Genomic DNA, 20,366 nt, shown 5'->3' with positions numbered 1-20,366 from the left:
CATGCTTTACGCAATCATTGCCACAGACGTCGCCAACTCCCTGGAAGCCCGCCTGGCCGCCCGGCCTGCACACCTGGAGCGCCTGCAAGTGCTCAAGGGCGAAGGTCGCATCGTATTGGCCGGCCCGCATCCGGCAATCGACAGCAATGATCCGGGCGCGGCGGGTTTCACCGGCAGTCTGATCGTCGCCGAATTCGACTCCCTGAGCGCCGCCCAGGCCTGGGCCGACGCCGATCCGTACATCGCCGCGGGCGTCTACGCCAACGTTCTGGTCAAGCCGTTCAAGCAAGTCCTGCCGTAACTTTCTACTCGCATTTGCCCCCACGCGGTGAACCATATCGGTTCATCGCGCTCTCAATCGCTCATTATTCTCGTTTGCCAGCCGACAACTTCACCAATACTCGTATTGGAACCAGGAGTCGCCATGCGCAAGGGTCCGTTGTGCCTGATGTTGGTCACGTTGTCGATCGGGGCGCCCGCCCACGGTGAAGAATCCGCCGAGGGTGGCAACTCGACGCCGCTCTCCTTGAGCGCCGGCGGCCAGATCACCGAGCTGCAGCAACGCTTGAAAGAAAGCGAACGGCAACGGGAAGAACTGAACAAGCAATTGCAAACGGCCGATGGCGAACGCGAAAGCCCGCTACTGGCCCGGTTGCGCCAGGAGAACCAGCGATTGAAGCTGCAACTCAAGGAAGCCCAGGCCAGCAGTCCCCTGCCGCGCCTGCTGACCGACCAGCAACAATGGTTCATCATTGGCGCCGGGGTAGCGCTATTGGCTCTGCTCTGCGGTATCTTCGCCAGTGGAGCAAGTCGAAAACGTCGACAATGGCTAAATTGAGTGAGTCATGAGCGAGCTGTTACTTATTGATGATGACCAGGAGCTGTGTGAGCTCCTGAGCAGTTGGCTGAGCCAGGAAGGGTTTCAGGTACGTGCCTGTCACGACGGCCAGAGCGCACGCCGCGCGCTGGCCGAAACCGCCCCGGCGGCCGTGGTGCTGGATGTGATGTTGCCCGACGGCAGCGGCCTGGAACTGCTCAAGCAATTGCGCAGTGACCACCCGGATTTGCCGGTGCTGATGCTCTCGGCCCGGGGCGAACCCCTCGACCGCATCCTCGGCCTGGAACTCGGCGCCGACGATTACCTGGCCAAACCCTGCGACCCACGGGAACTGACAGCCCGCCTGCGCGCAGTCCTGCGTCGCAGCCACCCGGCGGCGGTGTCCAGCCAGATCGAACTGGGCGACCTGTGTTTCAGCCCGGTGCGCGGCGTGGTCAGCATCGATGAACAGGAATTCACCCTCACCGTCTCCGAAAGCCGCCTGCTCGAAGCCTTGCTCAAGCAACCCGGCCAGCCCCTGGACAAACAGGAGCTGGCGCAGATCGCCCTCGGCCGCAAGCTGACCCTGTACGACCGCAGCCTGGACATGCACGTCAGCAACCTGCGCAAGAAGATCGGTCCACACCCCGATGGCCGACCGCGCATCGTTGCCCTGCGCAGCCGCGGCTATTACTACAGCCTCTGAACCCCGTAGGAGCTGCCGCTTTGTCAGGTCAGCCGAAAATCATGTTTACCAAAGCTTTACCCTCCGCTGACCACCGCTGACCTTGATCTGCGTAATCTTCACTCATCCGGAACGTACCGGGAACGAGACAAGGAGATACACCATGCGCAAGACTCTTATCGCTCTGATGTTCGCTGCCGCCCTGCCGACCGTTGCCATGGCCATGCCTGAAGGCGCGGGCCCCATGGATGGGTCGATGGACGGATCGCGCCACGGCGGTCAGATGCACGGCATGCACGGCAAAGGCCCGTACACTGAACTGGACCTGAGTCGCGAACAGCGCGAGCAGATCCGCAAGATCATGGGCGAGCAGATGCACGAGCGTAAGCAACTGGTCGACAAGTACCTGGAGAAGCTCTCGCCAGCCGACCAGAAAGCCATGAAAGACGAGATGGCGGCCAACCACAAGAAAGCCGAAGCTGACGTGCGCGCAGTGCTGAAACCGGATCAACAGAAGAAATTCGACGAGATCCAGAAAAAACAGGCTGAACGTCGCGCCGAGTGGGCGGAGTTCAAGGCCTGGAAAGCGCAACAACCGCAAAAGGCGCAATAATGCGCTGACCCCGGACCCAACGGTTTTTCACCGCTGGGTCTGGCACCACACTACTCACTGTGGGAGCGAGCCTGCTCGCGATGGCGTTCTGTCAGTCACATCGATGTTGAATGTGCCGACACTATCGCGAGCAGGCTCGCTCCCACATGGATTTGTGATCGTTTGAGGATTTTCCGTGCGTTCATTGTTCTGGCGTATCCTGGCCAGCTTCTGGCTGGCCATCGCTCTGGTTGCAGGGCTTTCCATCCTGCTCGGGCACATGCTCAACCAGGACGCCTGGATTCTCAGCCGCCACCCGGGCCTCAACACACTGGCCGAAGAGTGGACGCAAACCTACGAAAGCCAGGGCGAAGACGCCGCCCAGGACATTCTCCAGCAACGCAAACGCCAGTATCACATCGACGTTCAGGTGCTTAACGAAAGCGGCGATCCGGTGGTGCGCGGCACCTTCCCCAAACGTGCGGCGGCCTTTGAGGCGCGCCAGAACAAGGATGACCGGCGCCTGCCATGGCGGCGTCTGACCGATGAGTTCACCAGCGAAAAAACCGGTGACACCTACCTGTTCATCTACCGCATCCCGCATCCGGAACTGAACGCCTGGCACCGCGAGAGCCTGCTTTGGCCGCTCAGTGCCCTGGGAATCGCCCTGGTGGTGCTGACACTGTTCAGCCTGCTGGTGACCTATTCCATCACTCGCCCGCTCAGCCGTCTGCGCGGAGCGGTGCATGACCTTGGACAAACCACCTATCAACAGAACAGCCTGGTCAAACTGGCCAACCGTCGCGATGAGTTCGGCGTCCTGGCCAACGACTTCAACCGCATGGGCGCGCGCCTGCAAAGCCTGATTGGCAGTCAGCGACAACTGCTGCGGGATGTGTCCCACGAACTGCGTTCGCCCCTCGCCCGCCTGCGTATCGCGCTGGCACTGGCCGAACGGGCCACCCCGCCGGAACGGGAACAGCTGTGGCCGCGCCTGACCCGCGAGTGCGACCGACTGGAAGCACTGATCAGCGAAATCCTGGTATTGGCGCGGGTCGACTCCGATAACGCCAGTGCCGAAGAGGTGGACCTGAACGCCTTGCTCAATAGCCTGCAAAAGGATGCGCAACTCGGTTCACCCGAGCAACTGGTCCACCTCGAAGCCGAGTCGCAGCTGAATCTGAAGGGCTGGCCGACCATGATTGAACGGGCCGTGGACAATTTGCTGCGCAACGCCCAGCGTTTCAATCCGGTGGGTGGCCTGCCGATCGAAATGCAGGCGCTGCGTCAGGGTGAGCGGATCGTCGTGACCGTGCGCGATCACGGGCCTGGGGTCAGTGCCGAATATTTGAACCAGCTCGGTGAGCCGTTCTATCGGGCACCGGGGCAGACAGCAGCCGGACACGGCCTGGGCCTGGCCATCGCCCGCCGCGCGGCGGAGCGACATGGCGGCAGCCTGGTGCTGGCCAATCACCCGGAAGGCGGGTTCATTGCCAGCCTGGAGTTGCCGTTGGTGCCGGGGGCTGTCGTACAGCCCTGAGCCGGCTCAGAACCACCCGGATCTACTGTAGGAGCGAGCCTGCTCGCGAAAGCGGTGTGCCAGCCAACTCAATACTGGATGGACCGACGCCTTCGCGAGCAAGCTCGCTCCTACAGGGTTTACGGTCTACCCGGCCAGGCGCTGACGAATTCTGCGAGATCGACTTTCTCGGCCACTCGCGGCTCTTTCTGCGGCGTGCCCAGATACAGGAAGGCAATCACCTCTTCCCCCTCAGCCAAACCCAAGCCCTTGGCCACATGGGCCGAGTAAGCCAGGTCACCGGTACGCCACACCGCACCAATGCCCTGGGCATAGGCCGCGAGCAATATCCCGTGTGCCGCACAACCCGCCGCCAGCAACTGCTCGGACTTCGGATATTTGGCGTGATCCTGCACGCGAGCAATCACGACCACCACCAAGGGGGCCCGCAACGGACCATTGCGCGCCTTGTCGAGGGCCGCTTCGCCGACTTCGCTGTCTTGCAACTTCGCCGCTTCGGCCAGCAATTCGCCCATCTGCTCACGCGCCGCGCCTTCCACCGTCAGGAAACGCCAAGGCTGCAAGTGACCGTGATCCGGAGCGCGCATGGCAGCGCCAAACAGCACCTCGCGCTGCTCGGCAGTGGGTGCAGGGTCAATCAGTCGTGGAACGGAAACACGGTTGAGCAAAGCGTCGAGAGCCTGCATCGGCCACCTCCTGAAAAATTTGTGCGGCTATTCTAGCGGTAACTGCCGCGACAGTGCCGGTTTACATGCCCTGCCCCGCAGGTAGAATGGCGCCCTTTCCACTATCAGCCGAGCGGACCTCATGGCGTTGCCGACCTTACGGATCATTGGTTTCATCATCGGCATCTTCCTGATCACGCTGGCGATCTCCATGGTCGTGCCCATGGCCACGCTGGTCATTTTCGAGCGCACCAGCGATCTGCCGTCGTTCCTCTGGGCCAGCATGATCACCTTTGTCGCCGGTCTGGCGCTGGTGATTCCGGGGCGCCCCGAACACATTCACCTGCGCCCCCGGGACATGTACCTGCTGACCGTCAGCAGTTGGCTGGTGGTGTGCATCTTCGCCGCGCTGCCGTTCCTGCTGACCCAGCACATCAGCTACACCGATTCATTCTTCGAAAGCATGTCCGGCATCACCGCCACTGGCGCAACCGTACTCAATGGCCTGGACACCATGTCCCCCGGCATCCTGATGTGGCGCTCGTTGCTGCACTGGATCGGCGGCATCGGTTTTATCGGTATGGCGGTGGCGATCCTGCCGCTGTTGCGCATCGGTGGCATGCGGCTGTTCCAGACCGAATCGTCGGACCGCTCGGAAAAGGTCATGCCCCGCTCGCACATGGTGGCGCGTTTGATTGTGGCGGCCTACGTCGGCATTACCATTGTCGGCAGCCTGGCGTTCTGGTGGGCCGGGATGAGCCTGTTCGACGCCATCAACCATGCGATGTCGGCGATTTCCACCGGCGGTTTCTCCACCTCCGACCAGTCTTTGGCCAAGTGGCCGCAACCGGCGGTGCACTGGGTCGCGATCGTCATCATGATTCTCGGTGCCCTGCCGTTCACCCTGTATGTCGCCATGTTGCGTGGTAACCGTCGGGCGCTGATCAAGGATGAACAGGTTCAAGGCCTGCTCGGCATGCTGCTGGTGACCTGGCTGGTGCTCGGCACCTGGTATTGGTGGACGACCCAGCTGCATTGGCTGGAGGCGTTGCGGCATGTGGCGCTGAACGTGACGTCGGTAGTGACCACCACCGGTTTTGCACTGGGGGACTACAGCCTGTGGGGCAATTTCTCGCTGATGCTGTTCTTCTACCTGGGGTTTGTCGGCGGTTGCTCCGGCTCGACCGCGGGCGGGATCAAGATTTTCCGCTTCCAGGTGGCCTATATCCTGCTCAAGGCCAACCTTAACCAGTTGATTCACCCGCGGGCGGTGATCAAGCAGAAGTACAACGGTCACCGCCTCGACGAAGAAATCGTGCGGTCGATCCTGACCTTTTCGTTCTTCTTCGCAATCACCATCTGCGTGATTGCACTGCTGCTGTCGCTGCTCGGCGTGGACTGGATGACCGCCCTCACGGGCGCGGCCAGTACCGTGTCCGGTGTAGGCCCCGGGCTCGGCGAAACCATCGGCCCGGCGGGCAACTTCGCCACCCTGCCGGATGCCGCCAAGTGGATTCTCTCGTTCGGCATGCTGCTGGGCCGACTGGAGATCATTACGGTGTTTGTGCTTTGTATTCCGGCATTTTGGCGTCATTGATCGCTTCAGCTGATTGCATCAGCCGCATCCGGTACTCGCCGGGTGTGGCATCGAACCAGCGGCGGAAAGCACGGAAAAAGTTGCTTGGGTCGGCAAACCCCAGCAAGTAGGCAATTTCCAGTAAGGTCATGGTCGGTTGCGCCAAATACTGCTCGGCCAGTTCGCGCCGGGTATCGTCCAGCAGCGCCTGAAAACTCGTGCCTTCTTCCTGCAAACGCCGTTGCAAGGTGCGCTGGGACAGATGCAGCGTCTGCGCCACGGTGTCGCGCTTGGGCTCCCCCTGGGGCAACAGGCGACACAACACCTGCCGCGCCTTGTGGGTCACGCGGCTTTCGGAAAAACGCGCCAGGTACTCGCCGGCAAAGCGGTCATGCAGCAACGCCATGGCTTCGTTGGCCGTCGGCAGCGGCGCTTCCATATCGGCGCGTTCGAAAATCAGCGCATCGAAAGGCGCGTTGAACACCAGCGGTGCATGGAAGGCTTGTTTATAGGGTTCCAGATTGACCGGCTCGGCGCCTTGCAACAACACTTTGCGTGGTTGCAACGTACGCCCGGTCAACCAGCCGCACAGCCCCAGGGCACAGGCCAGCGAAGCTTCGGCGCTTTGCCGGGTCGGCGGCAGATGATCGCCATGCACCGTCAGAATCAGCGCGTAACCTTCTTCCAGTAGTTGGAAGCTCAGGTCGGCACTTTCGGCGATGATCCGCTGAAAACGCACCAGACGCTGAAAGCCTTCGGCCAGGGTCCGGCTGGACATCAAGGCGTAACCGGCCACATGAAACTGCGCCGGTCGCACCACCTTGCCCATGTTCAGGCCGATGGCCGGGTTGCCGGACAGCTCGACCGCGCGCTGCCATAGCCGTGTCATGGAGTCTTGCGTGAAGCGTGCGTCGAGATCATCCAGTGCCGCGTAGTCGAGTCCCAGCTGCTTGAACAGAACCCGGCAATCCAGGCCGTCCATCTCCAGCGCTTTGACAATCCCCATCGCCCAGCTTGCAGAAGTCGTTCGTTCGCTCATGGCGTTTTCTTACATGGTGGCCGAATGCTACGGCTATTGACCGAAGGATACTAAAGTGGCGCCTATTGTCACTGGCTGATGCCTTTGATCACTCTAGACTCAAATAGGCTACCCGCTGAACAACTTGCAGCAAGAACAATAACCACAGAGATCGCTGTCGTGGAAAACGTCAAACGATTCAACAGCTTCGCTGAGTTCTATCCTTACTACCTCAGTGAGCACAGCAACAGTACCTGTCGCCGTTTACACTTTATCGGCACCACCCTGGTTATCTTGATTCTGACGCTGACCATTGGTCGCGGAGCCTGGATGCTGTTGTGGACCCTGCCGCTGGCAGGCTACAGCTTTGCCTGGGTCGGACATTTTTTCTTCGAAAAGAACCGCCCGGCAACGTTCCAACATCCCATCTATAGCCTGCTCGGCGATTTCGTCATGTACCGGGACATGATCCTGGGGCGCGTACCGTTCTAGCTGACACCCGTCACAAGAGAGTTGCCCATGAATGCCAATGCCCGCTTCACCCACATGAAGGACGGCACACAGGAAGACTGGGCGATCATCGCCGCGGACTTCAGCGCGTACGCCCGACAATTGCCGACAAGGATCGTGGCGCACCTGAAACTGCTGGAGGGTGATTTTGGCGGCTTCCCGGTGGATCGCCTGACCCACTCCCTGCAAACCGCCACCCGCGCCTGGCGCGATGGCCGCGATGAAGAGTACGTGGTCTGCGCCCTGCTCCATGATATCGGCGACACCCTGGGCTCCTACAATCACCCGGACATCGCGGCGGCGATCCTCAAGCCGTTCGTCAGCGCCGAGAACTTGTGGATGGTGGAAAAGCACGGGATTTTCCAGGGCTACTACTTCTTCCATCACCTGGGCATGGACCGGCATCTGCGCGAGCAATTCCAGGACCATCCGCAGTACCAGGCGACCGTCGAATTCTGCGCCAGGTACGATGCGGCGGCGTTTGACCCGGCGTACGACACGCTGCCATTGAGCTTTTTCGAACCGATGATGGAGCGCCTGTTTGCGCACCCCAGGAATTCGATCTACAAGGCGGCGATGCAGGAGCATTCGCCAGCCTGACAGATCCAGCGGGACCGCTTCGCGGTCCATCGCGAGCAAGCTCGCTCCTACAGGGTTTTGCGGCGCGAGCAGATTCTGTATTCAGCAAAAATCAACTGTAGGAGCGAGCCTGCTCGCGATGAGGCCCGCACAGGCACATTGATCATCAGGCCAACTCTGCAACCCCGGCCGCCTTCACCTGCGCCTCCCGCGCCTGGGCATCCGCCAGGCGATACAACTCGATCGTGCCATCCCAGTGCTCGATCAGCGCGGTGCACGATTCCACCCAGTCGCCGCAATTGAGGTAGTCCACCTCGCCGACCTTGCGAATCTCGGCATGGTGAATGTGCCCGCACACCACTCCGTGCAGTTCGCGCTTGACGCATTCATGAGCGATGGCTTCTTCGAAGTCGCTGATGAAGCTGACTGCGGTTTTCACCTTGTGCTTGAGGTAGGCCGACAGCGACCAGTAGCCGTAGCCATATCGCGCGCGCCAATGATTGAGCCAGCGGTTGAGGGTCAGGGTGAATTCGTAGGCCGAGTCACCGAGAAACGCCAGCCAGCGGTGGTAACGGGTGATCACATCGAACTGGTCGCCATGGATCACCAGCAGATGCCGGCCGTCGGCGGTGACGTGCACGGCTTCGTCGACCAACTGGATGTTTCCCAGGATCAGTTTCGAATAGCGGCGCAGGAATTCGTCGTGGTTGCCGGTGACATAGATCACCTCGGTGCCACGCTTGCTCATGGTCAGCAGGCGGCGGATGACGTTGGTGTGCGCTTGCGGCCAGTACATGCCGCCGCGCAGTTTCCAGCCGTCGATGATGTCGCCCACCAGGTAGATCTTGTCTGCGTGGTAGCCCTTGAGAAACTGCGACAGGTGTTCAGCCTGGCAATCCCGGGTGCCCAAATGCACATCGGAAATCCATAAAGTCCGTACGCGTTGCTTACGGGTGGGTTTGGCGAGCTCGGCGCTGGTCATGGGCAACCCTCTGGCAAGTTTTGCCAAGTCTGCCCCGAGCCGGTTAATGGTCCATGACAGCGCCAAGTCAGTCCTGTGACAGCGCTTGTTGGCCCGCTCGGTGTAGACTGATGCCCTGAACCGGGAGACCCGCGATGAGACCGATCCTCACGCTTCGCCAATACAGCCATGACCTGATCGTCCATAGCCACGAACACGCGCAACTGGTGTTCGGGCTTTCGGGCGCGCTGGATTTCGAGGTCGACGGCCGTGGCAGCCAGGTGGTCCAGCAGAGCTTCGTGGTGGTGCCCTCCGGAGCGCATCACGCCTGTGGCAGCGCCAATGGCAGCCGCTGCCTGGTGCTGGATGTCCCCGGCGAACAATGGGTCGCCCAGTCGTTGGGCGATCACGCCGAGCCCAGCCGACGCCTGCTCGACAACGCCGGGCGCCTGCCCCTGGACGCCGGGCAAAGCCAATTGGTCAGTTGGCTGGCGAACAGTCCGGTGGATGATCCGCTGATCGCTCAACAAGGCGCGGTGCTGTTGCTGGCCAGTCTCAACAATGCCAGACCCGAGGCTGTCGGCGGTCGGCGCCTGCCCTATGCGGCGCTGAATGCACACATCGATCAATACGCGGCGTACCCGTTGCAAGTGGCCGACCTGGCCCGGGTCGCGGGCCTCTCCAGTGCCCGTTTGCATGCACGGTTCATGGCCGAATGCGGGCAGACGCCGATGGATTACATCCGCAGCCGACGCCTGCACATCGCGGCGGGCTTGCTGCGTAGCTCGGCGCTGCCCATCGGCGAGGTTGCCAGCCGCGTCGGCTACAGCTCCCAGAGTGCCTTCGCGGCGGCGGTGCTGCGCGAGTTCGGGGCATCACCCGGAAAACTGCGGCGCGAGGCTGGCGACAAATAACGCGAGTTTGCCGACAGACTTGATGAGCCAATACGCGCTTCAATGAGGCCTCTGTTCGTTTGTCGTTAAGGATTGCAATGACTCCCCGTACCGCCCTTGGCGCCTTGCATATCGGCGCATTGATGTTCGGCCTGACCGGCGTATTCGGCAAACTGGCTGCCGCGTCCCCGGCGATTATCGTATTCGGCCGTGCCGCGTTTGCCGTGCTCGCACTGGCGTTCTTTGCACGGTTCGCCAGCCAGACACGCTGGCAGAAACTCGAAGCGGTGGACTGGCGTCGGCTGCTGCTCAGCGGCTTGTTGCTGGCCGGGCACTGGGTGAGCTTCTTCATTGCGGTGAAAGTCGCAGGCGTGGCGATTGCGACGCTCGGCTTCGCCAGTTTCCCGGCCTTTACCGTGATCCTCGAAGGGCTGATCTTCCGCGAGCGCATTCGCGCCAATGAAATTGTGCTGGTGCTGCTGGTGAGTGTCGGCCTGGTGTTGGTCACACCCGATTTTGACCTGGCCAGTGGCGCCACCACCGGCCTGCTGTGGGCCGTGGGTTCCGGGTTGTTGTTCGCCTTGCTGTCACTGACCAACCGTGCCAGTTCCGGGCGAGTCCCGCCGGTACAGGCGGCGCTGTGCCAGAACGTGGTGGTTGCCCTGTGCCTGCTGCCGGTGGCGGCGCCTCAATTGAGCGAAGTGCGTGCCATCGACTGGCTGTGGATCGGCCTGCTTGGTGTGTTCTGCACCGGTGTCGCCCACAGCCTGTTCGTCGCCAGCCTCGCGGTGATCAAGGCACGCACCGCCGCCGTGGTGTTTGCCCTGGAGCCGGTCTACGGCATCACCGTCGCGTGGCTGCTGTTCAACGAAAACCCGACCCTGCGCATGTTGCTGGGGGGCGTGCTGATCATTGTGGCAATTGTGGTGTCCAGCCGGTTCTCGAGCGGTTCAAGCAAGACAGCCATTGCAGCCGAGGCCGCGTCTCACTGAGTGCGGTCGTTGTGCCCCAGGTCGCGGTCCGGATCAATCTGGTCGCGGACCCGCTGCTTGAGCACTTTGGCCTCGGGGAAGCCACCGTCGGCCTTGCGCTCCCAGATCTGTACGGCGTCACAGTAGATATGAAAGACCCCGCCGGTGCCCGGCACCAGGGAGACTTTGCCCAAATCATCACCAAAGGTGCTGAGCAGTTCCTGGGCCAGCCAGGCCGCACGCAACAGCCACTGGCATTGCGTGCAATAAGTGATGACGATTTCCGGTTTGCTGACGGTCATGATGGAACGTGACTCCAGAGTTTGACGACGCCGCTATGATAGCCCGACCGGAGGCTGTCGAGACGGCGGAGCGAGTTGCGCCTCCAACTCGAAAGCAGGCTCGACCATGGCCAGAGCAGCCGGCTGCGGGTTCCCGCCTGGGCTGATCACGTCCCAATTCGACGCCATGGATAGCTCATCCAGGTTGAGCCGGTACTCATCGTCAGTGGTGGATTCCCCGGTTATCGCCAGACCCGGAACCACCGCCACGGCAGCAGCGACCGAGGTGGAACGACTGCTGTCGGCCCACTCCAGCTCATCGTTGGCCGGCACCACGACTGGTTGCCTGACGGTGGGCCACGTCACAGGCTCGGTAAAAAGCTCCGCCAACGGTTCAGGCTGCGACGGCAGCGCCTCTGAAGCTGCGGCCTGATGCTGCTGGTGTCGACGGCGAACAAACCAGCCCAGCGCCAGCAACGCCATCACGCCGGCAATCGGCAACCAGCCAATCCCGGGGTTTTCAGCAATGGCGGGGGCTGGCGCCGCCACGTCGGATGCAATGGGTTGCGCCTTTACCTTTTTGAGTTCCGCCAGTTGTGTTTGCAGTTCAGCCAACTGTTTTTTCTGGTCGGCGATCAGCTCATCCTGGCCTTGTAGCTTCGCGCTGAGCTCATCGACCGTGGTTTGCAACTGATGGTTTTGCAGGGTGCTGGCGGCCAGTTGCTCGACCGCGGGATCAACCACGGCGACGTCCGTTTCGGGCAGCGCCTTGGCCACGGGTGACGGTGCCACGACCGGTTGAACACGGGGGAATGCTGACGCAGAGGAACTCGAAACCGGTTCATCGGCGGCCGGAACAACACTTGGGGAACCCGGCGGATCGATGAGTACCGTGTACTCACGCAGCAATCGCCCATTAGGCTGATTGAGTTGCAGGAGGAAATTCAGGAAGGGTTCACTGACCGGCTTGCCGGAGGTCACCTGGATCACGCTGCGATTACCACGCAGCACCGGGGTGAACGTCAGGTTGTTGAGGAAAAATGCCCGGTCGACCCCGGCACGGCTGAACTCGTCCGCTGTTGCCAGACTCACCGACAGCTGGTTTTCCTCCACGCCAGCGGCATCCACCAGTGCGATGTCGGCACGCAGCGGTTGATTCAGCGCCGAATGCAGGGTGATTTCACCCAGGCCCAGCGCAGGCGCCCATGCCGAGTAAGTGACAGCGGCCCCAGCCAGCAACCACTGAGAACCACCGCGTAAAACCAATCGCCAACACTTGAGCATGAGCATCCTTGAGATCTACAGAAACTACACGTACGCGTTCGTACATCCGTTACGAACACGATATGGCCGAGTAGTTCTTATAGTTTGCCCAATGCGCTATCTCAAAAACCTGGCGTTCGGTTATGCCTCAAGACTTTTCAAGATTGCCCAGGATGTGCCCGTGAACCCGCATGCACACCTTCAAATCCGCCTCATCGACGCCTTCGAACAGTTCGTGACGCAGTTGCGTGGCAATGGTTTCAATTTGTTCGATCAGGGGACGCGCCGGGGCGCAGAGCACGATTTTCTTCGCCCGACGGTCTTCCAGCACTGCCTGGCGTTGCACCAGGCCCTGGCTTTCCAGACTGTCGAGCAAACGGGCCAGGGTCGGGCCTTCAACGCCAACGCTTTGTGCCAGCTCACGCTGGGTCGGTGCTTCTTCGAAACGGGCCAGGTGCAGCAGCACCAGCCAGCGCGCCTGGGACAAGCCCATGCCCGCCAGTCGGCGGTCCAGTTCGGCACGCCAGCCACGGGACATCTGGGCCAATTGCATGCCAAAGCGGTGTTGATCGGTTAACGGCATAAAACACTCATGATCAGACTAAAATAAATAAAAGCTAATTATTAGTCAGCTAAGCATGAGCCTCGACTTGAGGCAAGGCTTGATCTGTAGTGAATCGTTACATCAGCACTACGGATGTCTCAAATCTCGAACTCCGACTGCAACGCCGCCCGAACGCAGTACAACACCCCTTCCGGCACCCGGCCCGCGAACAGCGCGGCGATCTCGGAAACCGGCGGCAACTCACCTTCGCCGTCGAGGAAGGCGTCCTGCACTTCACCCATCAGATCTTCAGGCAGATCCAGCGCCTGTTCCAACGACAACTGCTGCTTGCCGATCGCTTCGGCCAGCATGGTGTAGACGTTCTTTTCCGAGCACTGCAACTGACCGGCGATCTGCACCGGCGTCATCCCGGCCCGCGCCAATGTGATCAGTTCGTGACGCACGTCGGCCACCGGTTTCGGCGCCTCGACCTGGCCGCCGAGCACTTCGAGGAAGGCCTCGCCGTAGCGCTCCAGCTTGCGCGCGCCGACACCGCTGACCCTGGCCATTTCCGCCAGCGAGGTCGGCTGGCTGCGCAGCATTTCCAGCAAGGTCGAGTCGGGGAAGATGACGTACGGCGGCACGCCATGTTCTTCGGCGAGTTTGCGACGCAGGGCGCGCAAGGCTTCCCATTGTTCGCGCTCCTCGCCACGGACCAGTTGGCTCGCCTGGCTCTTGCTGCTTTTCGCCACGGTTTGCGCCTTGAGATCGCGGCGCAACTCCAGGGTCACTTCACCCTTGAGCAGCGGCCGGCAACTGTCGCTCAGGCGCAGGCCGCCGTAGCCTTCAAGGTCGATGTCCGCCAGGCCACGGGCCACCAGCTGGCGGAACAACGAACGCCATTCGCCCTCCGCCATCGTCTTGCCAACGCCATACACCGACAGGTGCTGATGGCCGAAGCTGCGGACTTTTTCGTTGTCCTTGCCCAGCAACACATCCACCAGGTGCCCGACGCCATAGCGTTGACCGGTGCGATAGATCGCCGACAGCGCCTGACGCGCAGGCTCGGTGGCATCCCAGGTCTGCACGCCGTCGACGCAGTTGTCGCAGTGGCCGCAGGGCTCGGGCATGTCTTCGTCGAAGTAGGCCAGCAGCGTTTGCCGACGGCAGCGGGTTTCTTCACAGAGCGAGAGCATGGCGTCGAGCTTGTGTTGCTCCAGGCGCTTGTGACGCTCGTCGCCCTCGGAGTTCTGCAGCATCTGCTTGAGCATCACCACGTCTTGCAGGCCGTAGGCCATCCAGGCATCCGCCGGCAGGCCGTCACGGCCGCCGCGACCGGTTTCCTGGTAATAGGCCTCAAGGGATTTCGGCAAATCGAGGTGCGCGACAAACCGCACGTTGGGCTTGTCGATGCCCATGCCAAACGCCACGGTGGCGACCATGATCAGGCCTTCCTCATTGAGGAAGCGTTTCTGATGGTAGGCCCGCAAATCGTTGGGCAGCCCGGCGTGGTAAGGCAACGCCGGGAAGCCTTGCTCACTGAGGAACGCGGCGACTTCCTCGACTTTCTTGCGCGACAGGCAATACACGATGCCCGCATCGCTACGGCGCTCGGCGAGGAACGCCAGCAACTGCTTGCGCGGTTGTTCCTTGGGCACGATGCGATAAAAGATGTTCGGCCGGTCGAAGCTCGACAGGAAGCGCTCGGCGTCTTGCAGGTGCAGTCGGGTGACGATTTCTTCCCGGGTGCGCTTGTCGGCCGTGGCGGTCAGGGCGATGCGCGGCACGTCGGGGAACATTTCCGCCAACTGCCCCAGCTGCAGGTATTCCGGACGGAAATCGTGGCCCCATTGCGACACGCAGTGGGCTTCGTCGATGGCGAACAGGGCGGTGTCCAGCCCCTGCAGGAAGGACAGCATGCGCGGCTGGACCAGACGTTCCGGCGCCAGGTAGAGCATCTTCACTTCACCGCGGCGGATGCGCGCGGCGAGGTCGCGCTGCTGCTCGGCACTGAGGGTGGAGTTCAATGCCGCCGCCGCCACGCCCAGCTCTTCGAGGGTGGCGACCTGATCATCCATCAGTGCGATCAGCGGCGAGACCACCACGGCCAGGCCTTCGCGCAACAGCGCCGGCACCTGGAAGCACAGGGACTTGCCGCCGCCGGTAGGCATCAGGACCAGGGCATCGCCGCCGCTGGCCACGCGCTCAATGATTGCACCCTGGCGGCCACGGAAACTGTCGTAGCCGAAGATGTCCTTGAGGACGCGTTGAGCCTGTTCGAGCATAGAAACTCCAAAAATCACCGAAACATCCCTGCAAGGCTGGCTCAGAACCCGCAACGCCGCACCGACAAATCGTAAGTGCGCATTGCATGACGCTTTACATTTCAGCCGTGACGCCAGCAGGGCATCACAAAACGCGCGAGTATACCCGAGCCCCGTCCGGCAAAGGGCACCGCTGATAAGACACCGGCAAACCTGATGTGCAAAAAAACTGTGGGAACACTGTGGGAGCGAGCCTGCTCGCGATGAGGCCATCACAGTCAACATTGATTTCGCCTGAACCACCGCTATCGCGAGCAGGCTCGCTCCTACAGGGAATACGGTGCAAATATGCCGTGCGGCTGGCCCAAGCGCTCAAGAAGGCCTAGAATTCCCGCATCGAACATTCCCCAAGGTAGCCCTTTAATGTCCTTCGCTGAGCAACTAACCCGCCTGCAAGTCTTCCTCGACGCCGATGAACTGCATGACGAGGCGCTGGACTACGTGGCCGCCCACGGCTACCTCACCGCGCTGTCGATCTGTTCCGAAGTCGTTCCTGATCGTGAGTGGATCGACGCCCTCTTCGCCGAAGAGCCGCATTACAGCGGCGAAGCCCAGCGCGAAGAGATCGAAGCCACGCTGATCGGCCTCAAGGCCCACATCGCCCGCCAACTGGCCTCCGACGAAGAGTTCGAGCTGCCGTGCGAGCTGGACCTGGGCGACGACCCGGACGATTCCGAGCTGCGCGGCTGGTGCATCGGCTTCATGGAAGGCGTATTCCTGCGCGAAGCGGCCTGGTTCGAAAGCGCCGAAGAAGAAGTCAGCGAAATGCTGCTGCCGATCATGGTCGGCTCGGGCCTGTTCGACGAGCAGCCGGAGTTCGAAGACATCGCCAAAGATGCCAACCTGATGGACGACATGATCGTGCAGATCCCGGAAGCCCTGACCGCGCTGTACCTGCTGTGCAACGCACCAGACGAAAAACCGGCGATCCTCAAGCCCCGTCACCACTAAGATCCGGCCTATGGACAACCCCATAGGCAACCGCCCCCTGATGTTGCGCTACGGGCTGCTGGCCATCGGCTGGCTGAGCGTGGCGCTGGGGGTGATCGGGATTTTCCTGCCGGTATTGCCCACCACCCCTTTCCTGCTACTGGCGGCCGCCTGCTTCGCCCGCAGTTCGCCGCGCTTTTATCAATGGCTGGTCGAGCATCCACGGCTTGGCCCCTGGATTCGCGATTACCTCGACGGTAACGGCATCCCGCTCAAGAGCAAGGTCTACGCCATCGGCCTGATGTGGGCGAGCATCCTGCTCTCCTGCTACCTGGTAGCGCAGCCCTGGGCACGGGGTTTCATGCTGACCAGTGCGGTGCTGGTGACGGTTTACATCCTGCGGCAGAAGACCCTGTAAAAAGGCCCCTGACCCTGGCGACAACCCCCTACCACTTATCGGAAACCCCTCCCGACCTGTCAGATCTGACAGTAGGCAGCCCCACCCCTTCAGGCTTTAAATCACTCCGTCCCCTTCCCTCGACCGGAGTCCCGCCCATGGCCTCGTCCCGTTCCCCCGACAACCACATCAACCTCCTGCGCGAGCTGGACATTCCCGGACGCACCAGGGAGCCGATCTCCAGCAACCCCGATGTCTGGGGCCTGAACATCGCGGCGGTGCTGGACAACTTCCCGCGCCATGGCCTGCAATGTCTGGCCGGCCCGTGGGGGGTCATGGGCCAAGGCGACCGCCTGGCAATTTTCTGGGGCCTGGGCAATCAGGTGCTGCAAAAGACCGTGGACGTTTCAGAGGTCAACACGGAACTGCGGATGTTCGTGGAGGCACGGCACATCCTTGCCGGCAACGTCGATGTCTCCTACGCCGTGACCCGTCTGGGCCAGACGGCCGAGCCCTCCGAAGTGATGAAGGTGTTGGTCAAACTCACCCGCCCCGGCGGCAAGGATGACAACGACACGCCGGGCCACTCCAAGCTGATCATGCACATTCCCCGCGAGATTCTCGAGGGTGGCATCGATCAGGACAACGTGGCCGATGGCGTCGACATCGGGATTGACCTCTACCCGGACATTAGCCCCGGCGATGTGATCCGCCTGAGCTGGGGCGGCGTTTTCGTGCTCAACCCGCCCCTGACCCAGGATCAGGCCGACGGCAAAACGCCTATCGTCATTCATGTCGACGAGGCCACGATCCGTGACGCGGGGGACTCTGACAGCACCGGGCTGGCGGTGGTGTTCGAACTCTACGACAAGGTCGACAACCGCTCCGAGGACTGGAGTGCCGCCCAACGGGTGGTGGTCAGCATCGACGCGGCGCGCCCGGAGGCGCCACTGCTCGAGGAAACGCTTAACAATGTGCTGGATCTCGACAAGCTGGGCGATGCCGAGGGCACCGGGCAAGTCATTGCCATGGACAAAAAGTTTTTCGCGGTGGGCGACACCATCTTCCTCAAGCTCAAAGGCACGCCGGTGGAAGGGACACCGATCGACCAGGAACTGCCGGGCAAGGTCCTGGAGAGCTTTCCTACCATCCTTGAAATATCGATCGACAATGCGCTGCTGCGACGCCTGGCCAAGACCCAGATGGTGCTGTCGTACCGCCTCCAGAAAGCCGATGGCTCGGCCGAATTTCATTCCAAAGGGCAGTTCATCAGCGTCATCGGCGAACTCCAGCGCCTCAAGGCGCCAATCGCCAAAGACGCCTCGCAAGGGGCACTCGATCCGGACCTGCCAGACACGCGCATCGAAATCCTGTTCGATGCTTCGTTCGAGGCCGGTCAGGCGATCAAACTGTTCTGGCTCGGCACCCTGCCGGATCTCACCCCGTCCCTGCCCGACCTGCCATTGCGCCCCATCACCCATGGCGACATCAGCGCCGGAGAACCGCTGTACATCACCGTTGACGGCGTCCACATCAAGCCCCTGGAAGGCGGCACGCTGGAGCTCTATTACCAATTGCTGAGCGACGACAGTGTGCTGGCCAAGCTGGATCACTACAGTGCGCTCAATGCGGTCCGCGAGTCCGAACATGCCGCACTGCTCAATGTTGGCGAGCCGCGCCTGGAGCTGCCGGCGCCGACGGTAGCCGGTGTGGTCGACAACGTTCTCGACCCGGACCGCAACGGCACCACGCTGACCGCCACCTGGCTCAATACCCTGGCCAACGACACGGTGACACGCGAGTGGGTGGGCTCGAAAACCGGCCTGTCCAGCGACTTCGTCACCCTGAGCTCGATCACCGCCGGTAAACCGGTGCCCTTCCCCATCAACGCCGATTTGATCAAGGGCAACGAGGGCGGCACCGTGCGGGCGAGGTACTTCGTCGAGCGGGCGGGGGAACGTACCCGGCATTCACAGCCACTGGACTTCAGTGTGGGCGCGGCACTGGCGCTCGACCCGCCGAAAATCCGCCAGGCCGAACCGGACGGCAAAACCTTGCTCCCGATGAACGCCGTGGAAGCGCTGACGGCCGAGGTGCCGCCGGAAGGGTTGCTGCTGACCGACCTGCTGAGCGTGACCTGGGCCGCGGCGCCCGGCAGCCATGCCGAGGCTTCCCACACCACCGCAGCCAGGCCGATCAGTGAGACGAGTCTGAACATTGAACTGCCGGTCACGGTGCTGGCGTTCAACCTGGGCAAAACGGTGACTGTGACGTTTACCGTTACCCGGGACGGCAAACCTGTTGCGTCATTGCCGTTGAGCCTGGCGGTACAGAATCTGCCGCAAAGCGAACTGCCCAAGCCCCTGATCCTGGCTGCCGACAACAATGGCGAAGGCCCCGAATTCAATGTGGGTAACCTGACCGCCAATACCGCCTCTCGCATTGGCGTCTGGCCGTTGATCAGCGCTGGTCAGCGTGCCTGGATGATTCTGAGCGGTACCTACGCTGACAACAGCCACTATTACTACAGTATCGTACCGGGTTCAGCTGTCTCTCAGCAGTGGATCGACAATGGCTTTCAAAATCGCGGCCTCACTGCCGCCATCCTTCGAACCTTGAAAGATGGCAGTACCCTGACCATCGAGTGTAAAGCGACACTCAACAAGAGCACGAATGAGAACGAGGCCGTGGTTTTTCCCGTACGCACTTACACGATCAAGGCCTTCGAGGTGGTGACGCCGACGATCACCAAGGCCGAAGACTCCAAGGGCGTTGAAATCCCTCAAAACGGCACCACCGTCGACACCGCCGTCACCCTCACGGGGACCGCCAGCAAGGGCCAACAGGTCGAGGTGTTTGACGGCACCACCTCCAAAGGCAAGGCTACCGCCCACCTCACGACCGGCATTTGGACCCATCCCATGACGGGCCTGAGCCTGGCCGCCCACAGTTTTACTGCCAAGGCGCTGTATGGCAGCGAACCCGTCTCGGATCCTTGGCGCATTCTCGTTGCCAAGCCAGCATTAATTGAAAACTTTGATGACATGGAATACATGGATCTCCGCGATGGGACTGTTGTCAAATGTAAGTACATGACACTGACTATGACTGTTAGGCCAGCAGGTACCGGCTATGGCCACATCCGTAGGCCTCAATACGAGACAGAGCATTCACGAGGTATGGTTATTGATCCGTTTAACGCTAGTTATAATCCAGGACCAACCTACCGGGAACTACAAGTCATCTTCGACCAACCGTGTTCGAAAGTTGTTTTTTGGCATTCTTCATTTACTCTAAATGACACAAACACTACAGCATTCAGAATTCATTATGGAAACGCAAAAACTGAAGACATAACATTACAAACGCATCCGGGAGAGAACAAATTTGAGTTTTCAGCAGATAGAATTACTAAAATTTCTTTTTTCAAAGCTAGATGCCTGGATCATTTTGAACTAACATATTGAATTCAGTATATGTACTTACACCCTGATCTCTCTAGAAAAAAACTGAGCAGATTTATTTGAAATAATAAATCTGCTCAGTTTAGTGATGCAACTGCTCAATACTGACTCGATTGCGATGTTCTGTAGGTATGCTGATGTTTCTTCAAGAAACTGTGGTGAGGTCAACCGCCCCGCCACAACAGTGTGTCTACTCCAGCGGAGCCAGATTACCCATCACCTGATAGATAGGGGACGAGAAAAGGCGACTGAGTAAGGGGTAAAAAAAGGAAAAGGGGACGGATTCGCTTATCTGCCCCTTTTTTCAACTCCTGAGAGTCTAATTACAATCAACGTTGAATCGACATCACCGAATA

20 protein-coding genes are annotated in these 20,366 nt (G+C 60.8%); 13 read left to right on the top strand and 7 right to left on the bottom strand.

Going from position 1 to position 20,366, the window contains the following annotated elements:
• Position 1 precedes the first annotated feature (1 nt).
• From ACM6J5_RS21075 to ACM6J5_RS21055, 5 genes are all read left to right on the top strand, one after another.
• Entirely contained in the window at positions 2-301 is a 300-nt protein-coding gene (locus ACM6J5_RS21075) for a YciI family protein (RefSeq protein ID WP_057715934.1), read from the top strand.
• A gap of 123 nt (positions 302-424) precedes the next feature.
• A complete protein-coding gene (locus ACM6J5_RS21070) occupies positions 425-838 on the top strand; it encodes a translation initiation factor 2 (protein WP_414929270.1) in 414 nt (137 codons plus the stop codon).
• 7 nt (positions 839-845) lie between these two features.
• Positions 846-1,523 carry a response regulator transcription factor gene (locus ACM6J5_RS21065; RefSeq protein ID WP_095945479.1) on the top strand — a complete coding sequence of 226 codons (678 nt, stop codon included), beginning with the start codon at positions 846-848 and terminating at the stop codon, positions 1,521-1,523.
• A 142-nt stretch (positions 1,524-1,665) separates the two neighbouring features.
• Positions 1,666-2,115, top strand: coding sequence for a Spy/CpxP family protein refolding chaperone (locus tag ACM6J5_RS21060; protein WP_414929269.1), 450 nt, complete (start codon positions 1,666-1,668; stop codon positions 2,113-2,115).
• A gap of 175 nt (positions 2,116-2,290) precedes the next feature.
• Positions 2,291-3,634 carry a sensor histidine kinase gene (locus ACM6J5_RS21055; RefSeq protein ID WP_095945481.1) on the top strand — a complete coding sequence of 448 codons (1,344 nt, stop codon included), beginning with the start codon at positions 2,291-2,293 and terminating at the stop codon, positions 3,632-3,634.
• A gap of 119 nt (positions 3,635-3,753) precedes the next feature.
• Here ACM6J5_RS21055 and ACM6J5_RS21050 read toward each other — a convergent pair whose 3' ends face one another.
• Complete coding sequence (locus ACM6J5_RS21050; RefSeq protein WP_095945482.1) at positions 3,754-4,320, bottom strand: NAD(P)H nitroreductase; 567 nt, start codon at positions 4,318-4,320, stop codon at positions 3,754-3,756.
• A gap of 121 nt (positions 4,321-4,441) precedes the next feature.
• Here ACM6J5_RS21050 and ACM6J5_RS21045 point away from each other — a divergent pair, with 121 nt between their 5' ends.
• Complete coding sequence (locus tag ACM6J5_RS21045) at positions 4,442-5,896, top strand: TrkH family potassium uptake protein (RefSeq protein ID WP_095945483.1); 1,455 nt, start codon at positions 4,442-4,444, stop codon at positions 5,894-5,896.
• On the opposite strand, the gene ACM6J5_RS21040 is transcribed toward ACM6J5_RS21045, so the two are convergent.
• Positions 5,853-6,914 carry an AraC family transcriptional regulator gene (locus ACM6J5_RS21040; protein ID WP_150673500.1) on the bottom strand — a complete coding sequence of 354 codons (1,062 nt, stop codon included), beginning with the start codon at positions 6,912-6,914 and terminating at the stop codon, positions 5,853-5,855. The two genes, ACM6J5_RS21045 and ACM6J5_RS21040, sit on opposite strands and share 44 nt — an antisense overlap.
• Positions 6,915-7,073: 159 nt before the next feature.
• On the opposite strand from ACM6J5_RS21040, the gene ACM6J5_RS21035 reads away from it, so the two are divergent.
• Positions 7,074-7,385: a DUF962 domain-containing protein gene (locus ACM6J5_RS21035; RefSeq protein ID WP_095945485.1), complete on the top strand. Its 312-nt coding sequence runs from the start codon at positions 7,074-7,076 to the stop codon at positions 7,383-7,385.
• 27 nt (positions 7,386-7,412) lie between these two features.
• Positions 7,413-8,003, top strand: a complete 591-nt coding sequence (locus ACM6J5_RS21030; RefSeq protein WP_150673501.1) for an HD domain-containing protein — start codon at positions 7,413-7,415, stop codon at positions 8,001-8,003.
• A gap of 145 nt (positions 8,004-8,148) precedes the next feature.
• Here ACM6J5_RS21030 and ACM6J5_RS21025 read toward each other — a convergent pair whose 3' ends face one another.
• Positions 8,149-8,964: a UDP-2,3-diacylglucosamine diphosphatase gene (locus ACM6J5_RS21025; protein ID WP_414929268.1), complete on the bottom strand. Its 816-nt coding sequence runs from the start codon at positions 8,962-8,964 to the stop codon at positions 8,149-8,151.
• 134 nt (positions 8,965-9,098) lie between these two features.
• Between ACM6J5_RS21025 and ACM6J5_RS21020 the strand changes: the two genes are divergently transcribed.
• Entirely contained in the window at positions 9,099-9,857 is a 759-nt protein-coding gene (locus tag ACM6J5_RS21020; RefSeq protein WP_150673502.1) for a helix-turn-helix transcriptional regulator, read from the top strand.
• Positions 9,858-9,934: 77 nt separating this feature from the next.
• Entirely contained in the window at positions 9,935-10,828 is an 894-nt protein-coding gene (locus tag ACM6J5_RS21015) for a DMT family transporter (protein ID WP_414929267.1), read from the top strand.
• Here ACM6J5_RS21015 and ACM6J5_RS21010 read toward each other — a convergent pair.
• The 4 genes from ACM6J5_RS21010 to recQ form a co-directional block, all read right to left on the bottom strand.
• Positions 10,822-11,109, bottom strand: a complete 288-nt coding sequence (locus tag ACM6J5_RS21010) for a SelT/SelW/SelH family protein (RefSeq protein ID WP_108218586.1) — start codon at positions 11,107-11,109, stop codon at positions 10,822-10,824. The two genes, ACM6J5_RS21015 and ACM6J5_RS21010, sit on opposite strands and share 7 nt — an antisense overlap.
• Positions 11,110-11,142: 33 nt before the next feature.
• On the bottom strand, positions 11,143-12,372 hold the full coding sequence (locus ACM6J5_RS21005) for a FimV family protein (RefSeq protein ID WP_414929266.1): 1,230 nt from the start codon (positions 12,370-12,372) through the stop codon (positions 11,143-11,145).
• Positions 12,373-12,499: 127 nt separating this feature from the next.
• Positions 12,500-12,934, bottom strand: coding sequence for a MarR family transcriptional regulator (locus tag ACM6J5_RS21000; RefSeq protein ID WP_007984163.1), 435 nt, complete (start codon positions 12,932-12,934; stop codon positions 12,500-12,502).
• A gap of 119 nt (positions 12,935-13,053) precedes the next feature.
• Positions 13,054-15,180: a DNA helicase RecQ gene (gene recQ, locus ACM6J5_RS20995; protein WP_414929265.1), complete on the bottom strand. Its 2,127-nt coding sequence runs from the start codon at positions 15,178-15,180 to the stop codon at positions 13,054-13,056.
• Between the two features lie 402 nt (positions 15,181-15,582).
• Here recQ and ACM6J5_RS20990 point away from each other — a divergent pair, with 402 nt between their 5' ends.
• The 3 genes from ACM6J5_RS20990 to ACM6J5_RS20980 all read left to right on the top strand — a co-directional run bounded on the left by ACM6J5_RS20990 (position 15,583) and on the right by ACM6J5_RS20980 (position 20,013).
• Positions 15,583-16,170 carry a YecA family protein gene (locus ACM6J5_RS20990; RefSeq protein WP_150673506.1) on the top strand — a complete coding sequence of 196 codons (588 nt, stop codon included), beginning with the start codon at positions 15,583-15,585 and terminating at the stop codon, positions 16,168-16,170.
• 10 nt (positions 16,171-16,180) lie between these two features.
• Complete coding sequence (locus ACM6J5_RS20985; protein WP_414929264.1) at positions 16,181-16,567, top strand: YbaN family protein; 387 nt, start codon at positions 16,181-16,183, stop codon at positions 16,565-16,567.
• A 137-nt stretch (positions 16,568-16,704) separates the two neighbouring features.
• The gene (locus ACM6J5_RS20980; RefSeq protein ID WP_414929263.1) at positions 16,705-20,013 is read left to right on the top strand and encodes a hypothetical protein; all 3,309 of its coding nucleotides are present in this window, start codon (positions 16,705-16,707) and stop codon (positions 20,011-20,013) included.
• Positions 20,014-20,366 lie beyond the last annotated feature (353 nt).

Origin of the sequence: Pseudomonas sp. IT-P74 (assembly GCF_949768175.1) — a bacterium.
Classification (GTDB): Bacteria; Pseudomonadota; Gammaproteobacteria; order Pseudomonadales; family Pseudomonadaceae; genus Aquipseudomonas.
This window is presented reverse-complemented; position numbering and strand designations above follow the sequence as displayed.

Excerpts from the sequence above, each read along its gene's own strand:
- ACM6J5_RS21075 (WP_057715934.1), top strand. The coding sequence starts at position 2 with ATGCTTTACGCAATCATTGCCACAGACGTCGCCAACTCCCTGGAAGCC.
- ACM6J5_RS21020 (WP_150673502.1), top strand. The coding sequence starts at position 9,099 with ATGAGACCGATCCTCACGCTTCGCCAATACAGCCATGACCTGATCGTC.
- ACM6J5_RS20980 (WP_414929263.1), top strand. The coding sequence starts at position 16,705 with ATGGCCTCGTCCCGTTCCCCCGACAACCACATCAACCTCCTGCGCGAG.
- ACM6J5_RS21010 (WP_108218586.1), bottom strand. The coding sequence starts at position 11,109 with ATGACCGTCAGCAAACCGGAAATCGTCATCACTTATTGCACGCAATGC.
- ACM6J5_RS21045 (WP_095945483.1), top strand. The coding sequence starts at position 4,442 with ATGGCGTTGCCGACCTTACGGATCATTGGTTTCATCATCGGCATCTTC.
- ACM6J5_RS21050 (WP_095945482.1), bottom strand. The coding sequence starts at position 4,320 with ATGCAGGCTCTCGACGCTTTGCTCAACCGTGTTTCCGTTCCACGACTG.
- ACM6J5_RS21065 (WP_095945479.1), top strand. The coding sequence starts at position 846 with ATGAGCGAGCTGTTACTTATTGATGATGACCAGGAGCTGTGTGAGCTC.
- ACM6J5_RS21030 (WP_150673501.1), top strand. The coding sequence starts at position 7,413 with ATGAATGCCAATGCCCGCTTCACCCACATGAAGGACGGCACACAGGAA.
- ACM6J5_RS21060 (WP_414929269.1), top strand. The coding sequence starts at position 1,666 with ATGCGCAAGACTCTTATCGCTCTGATGTTCGCTGCCGCCCTGCCGACC.
- ACM6J5_RS21040 (WP_150673500.1), bottom strand. The coding sequence starts at position 6,914 with ATGAGCGAACGAACGACTTCTGCAAGCTGGGCGATGGGGATTGTCAAA.
- ACM6J5_RS21005 (WP_414929266.1), bottom strand. The coding sequence starts at position 12,372 with ATGCTCAAGTGTTGGCGATTGGTTTTACGCGGTGGTTCTCAGTGGTTG.
- recQ (WP_414929265.1), bottom strand. The coding sequence starts at position 15,180 with ATGCTCGAACAGGCTCAACGCGTCCTCAAGGACATCTTCGGCTACGAC.
- ACM6J5_RS21015 (WP_414929267.1), top strand. The coding sequence starts at position 9,935 with ATGACTCCCCGTACCGCCCTTGGCGCCTTGCATATCGGCGCATTGATG.
- ACM6J5_RS20985 (WP_414929264.1), top strand. The coding sequence starts at position 16,181 with ATGGACAACCCCATAGGCAACCGCCCCCTGATGTTGCGCTACGGGCTG.
- ACM6J5_RS21000 (WP_007984163.1), bottom strand. The coding sequence starts at position 12,934 with ATGCCGTTAACCGATCAACACCGCTTTGGCATGCAATTGGCCCAGATG.
- ACM6J5_RS20990 (WP_150673506.1), top strand. The coding sequence starts at position 15,583 with ATGTCCTTCGCTGAGCAACTAACCCGCCTGCAAGTCTTCCTCGACGCC.
- ACM6J5_RS21025 (WP_414929268.1), bottom strand. The coding sequence starts at position 8,964 with ATGACCAGCGCCGAGCTCGCCAAACCCACCCGTAAGCAACGCGTACGG.
- ACM6J5_RS21070 (WP_414929270.1), top strand. The coding sequence starts at position 425 with ATGCGCAAGGGTCCGTTGTGCCTGATGTTGGTCACGTTGTCGATCGGG.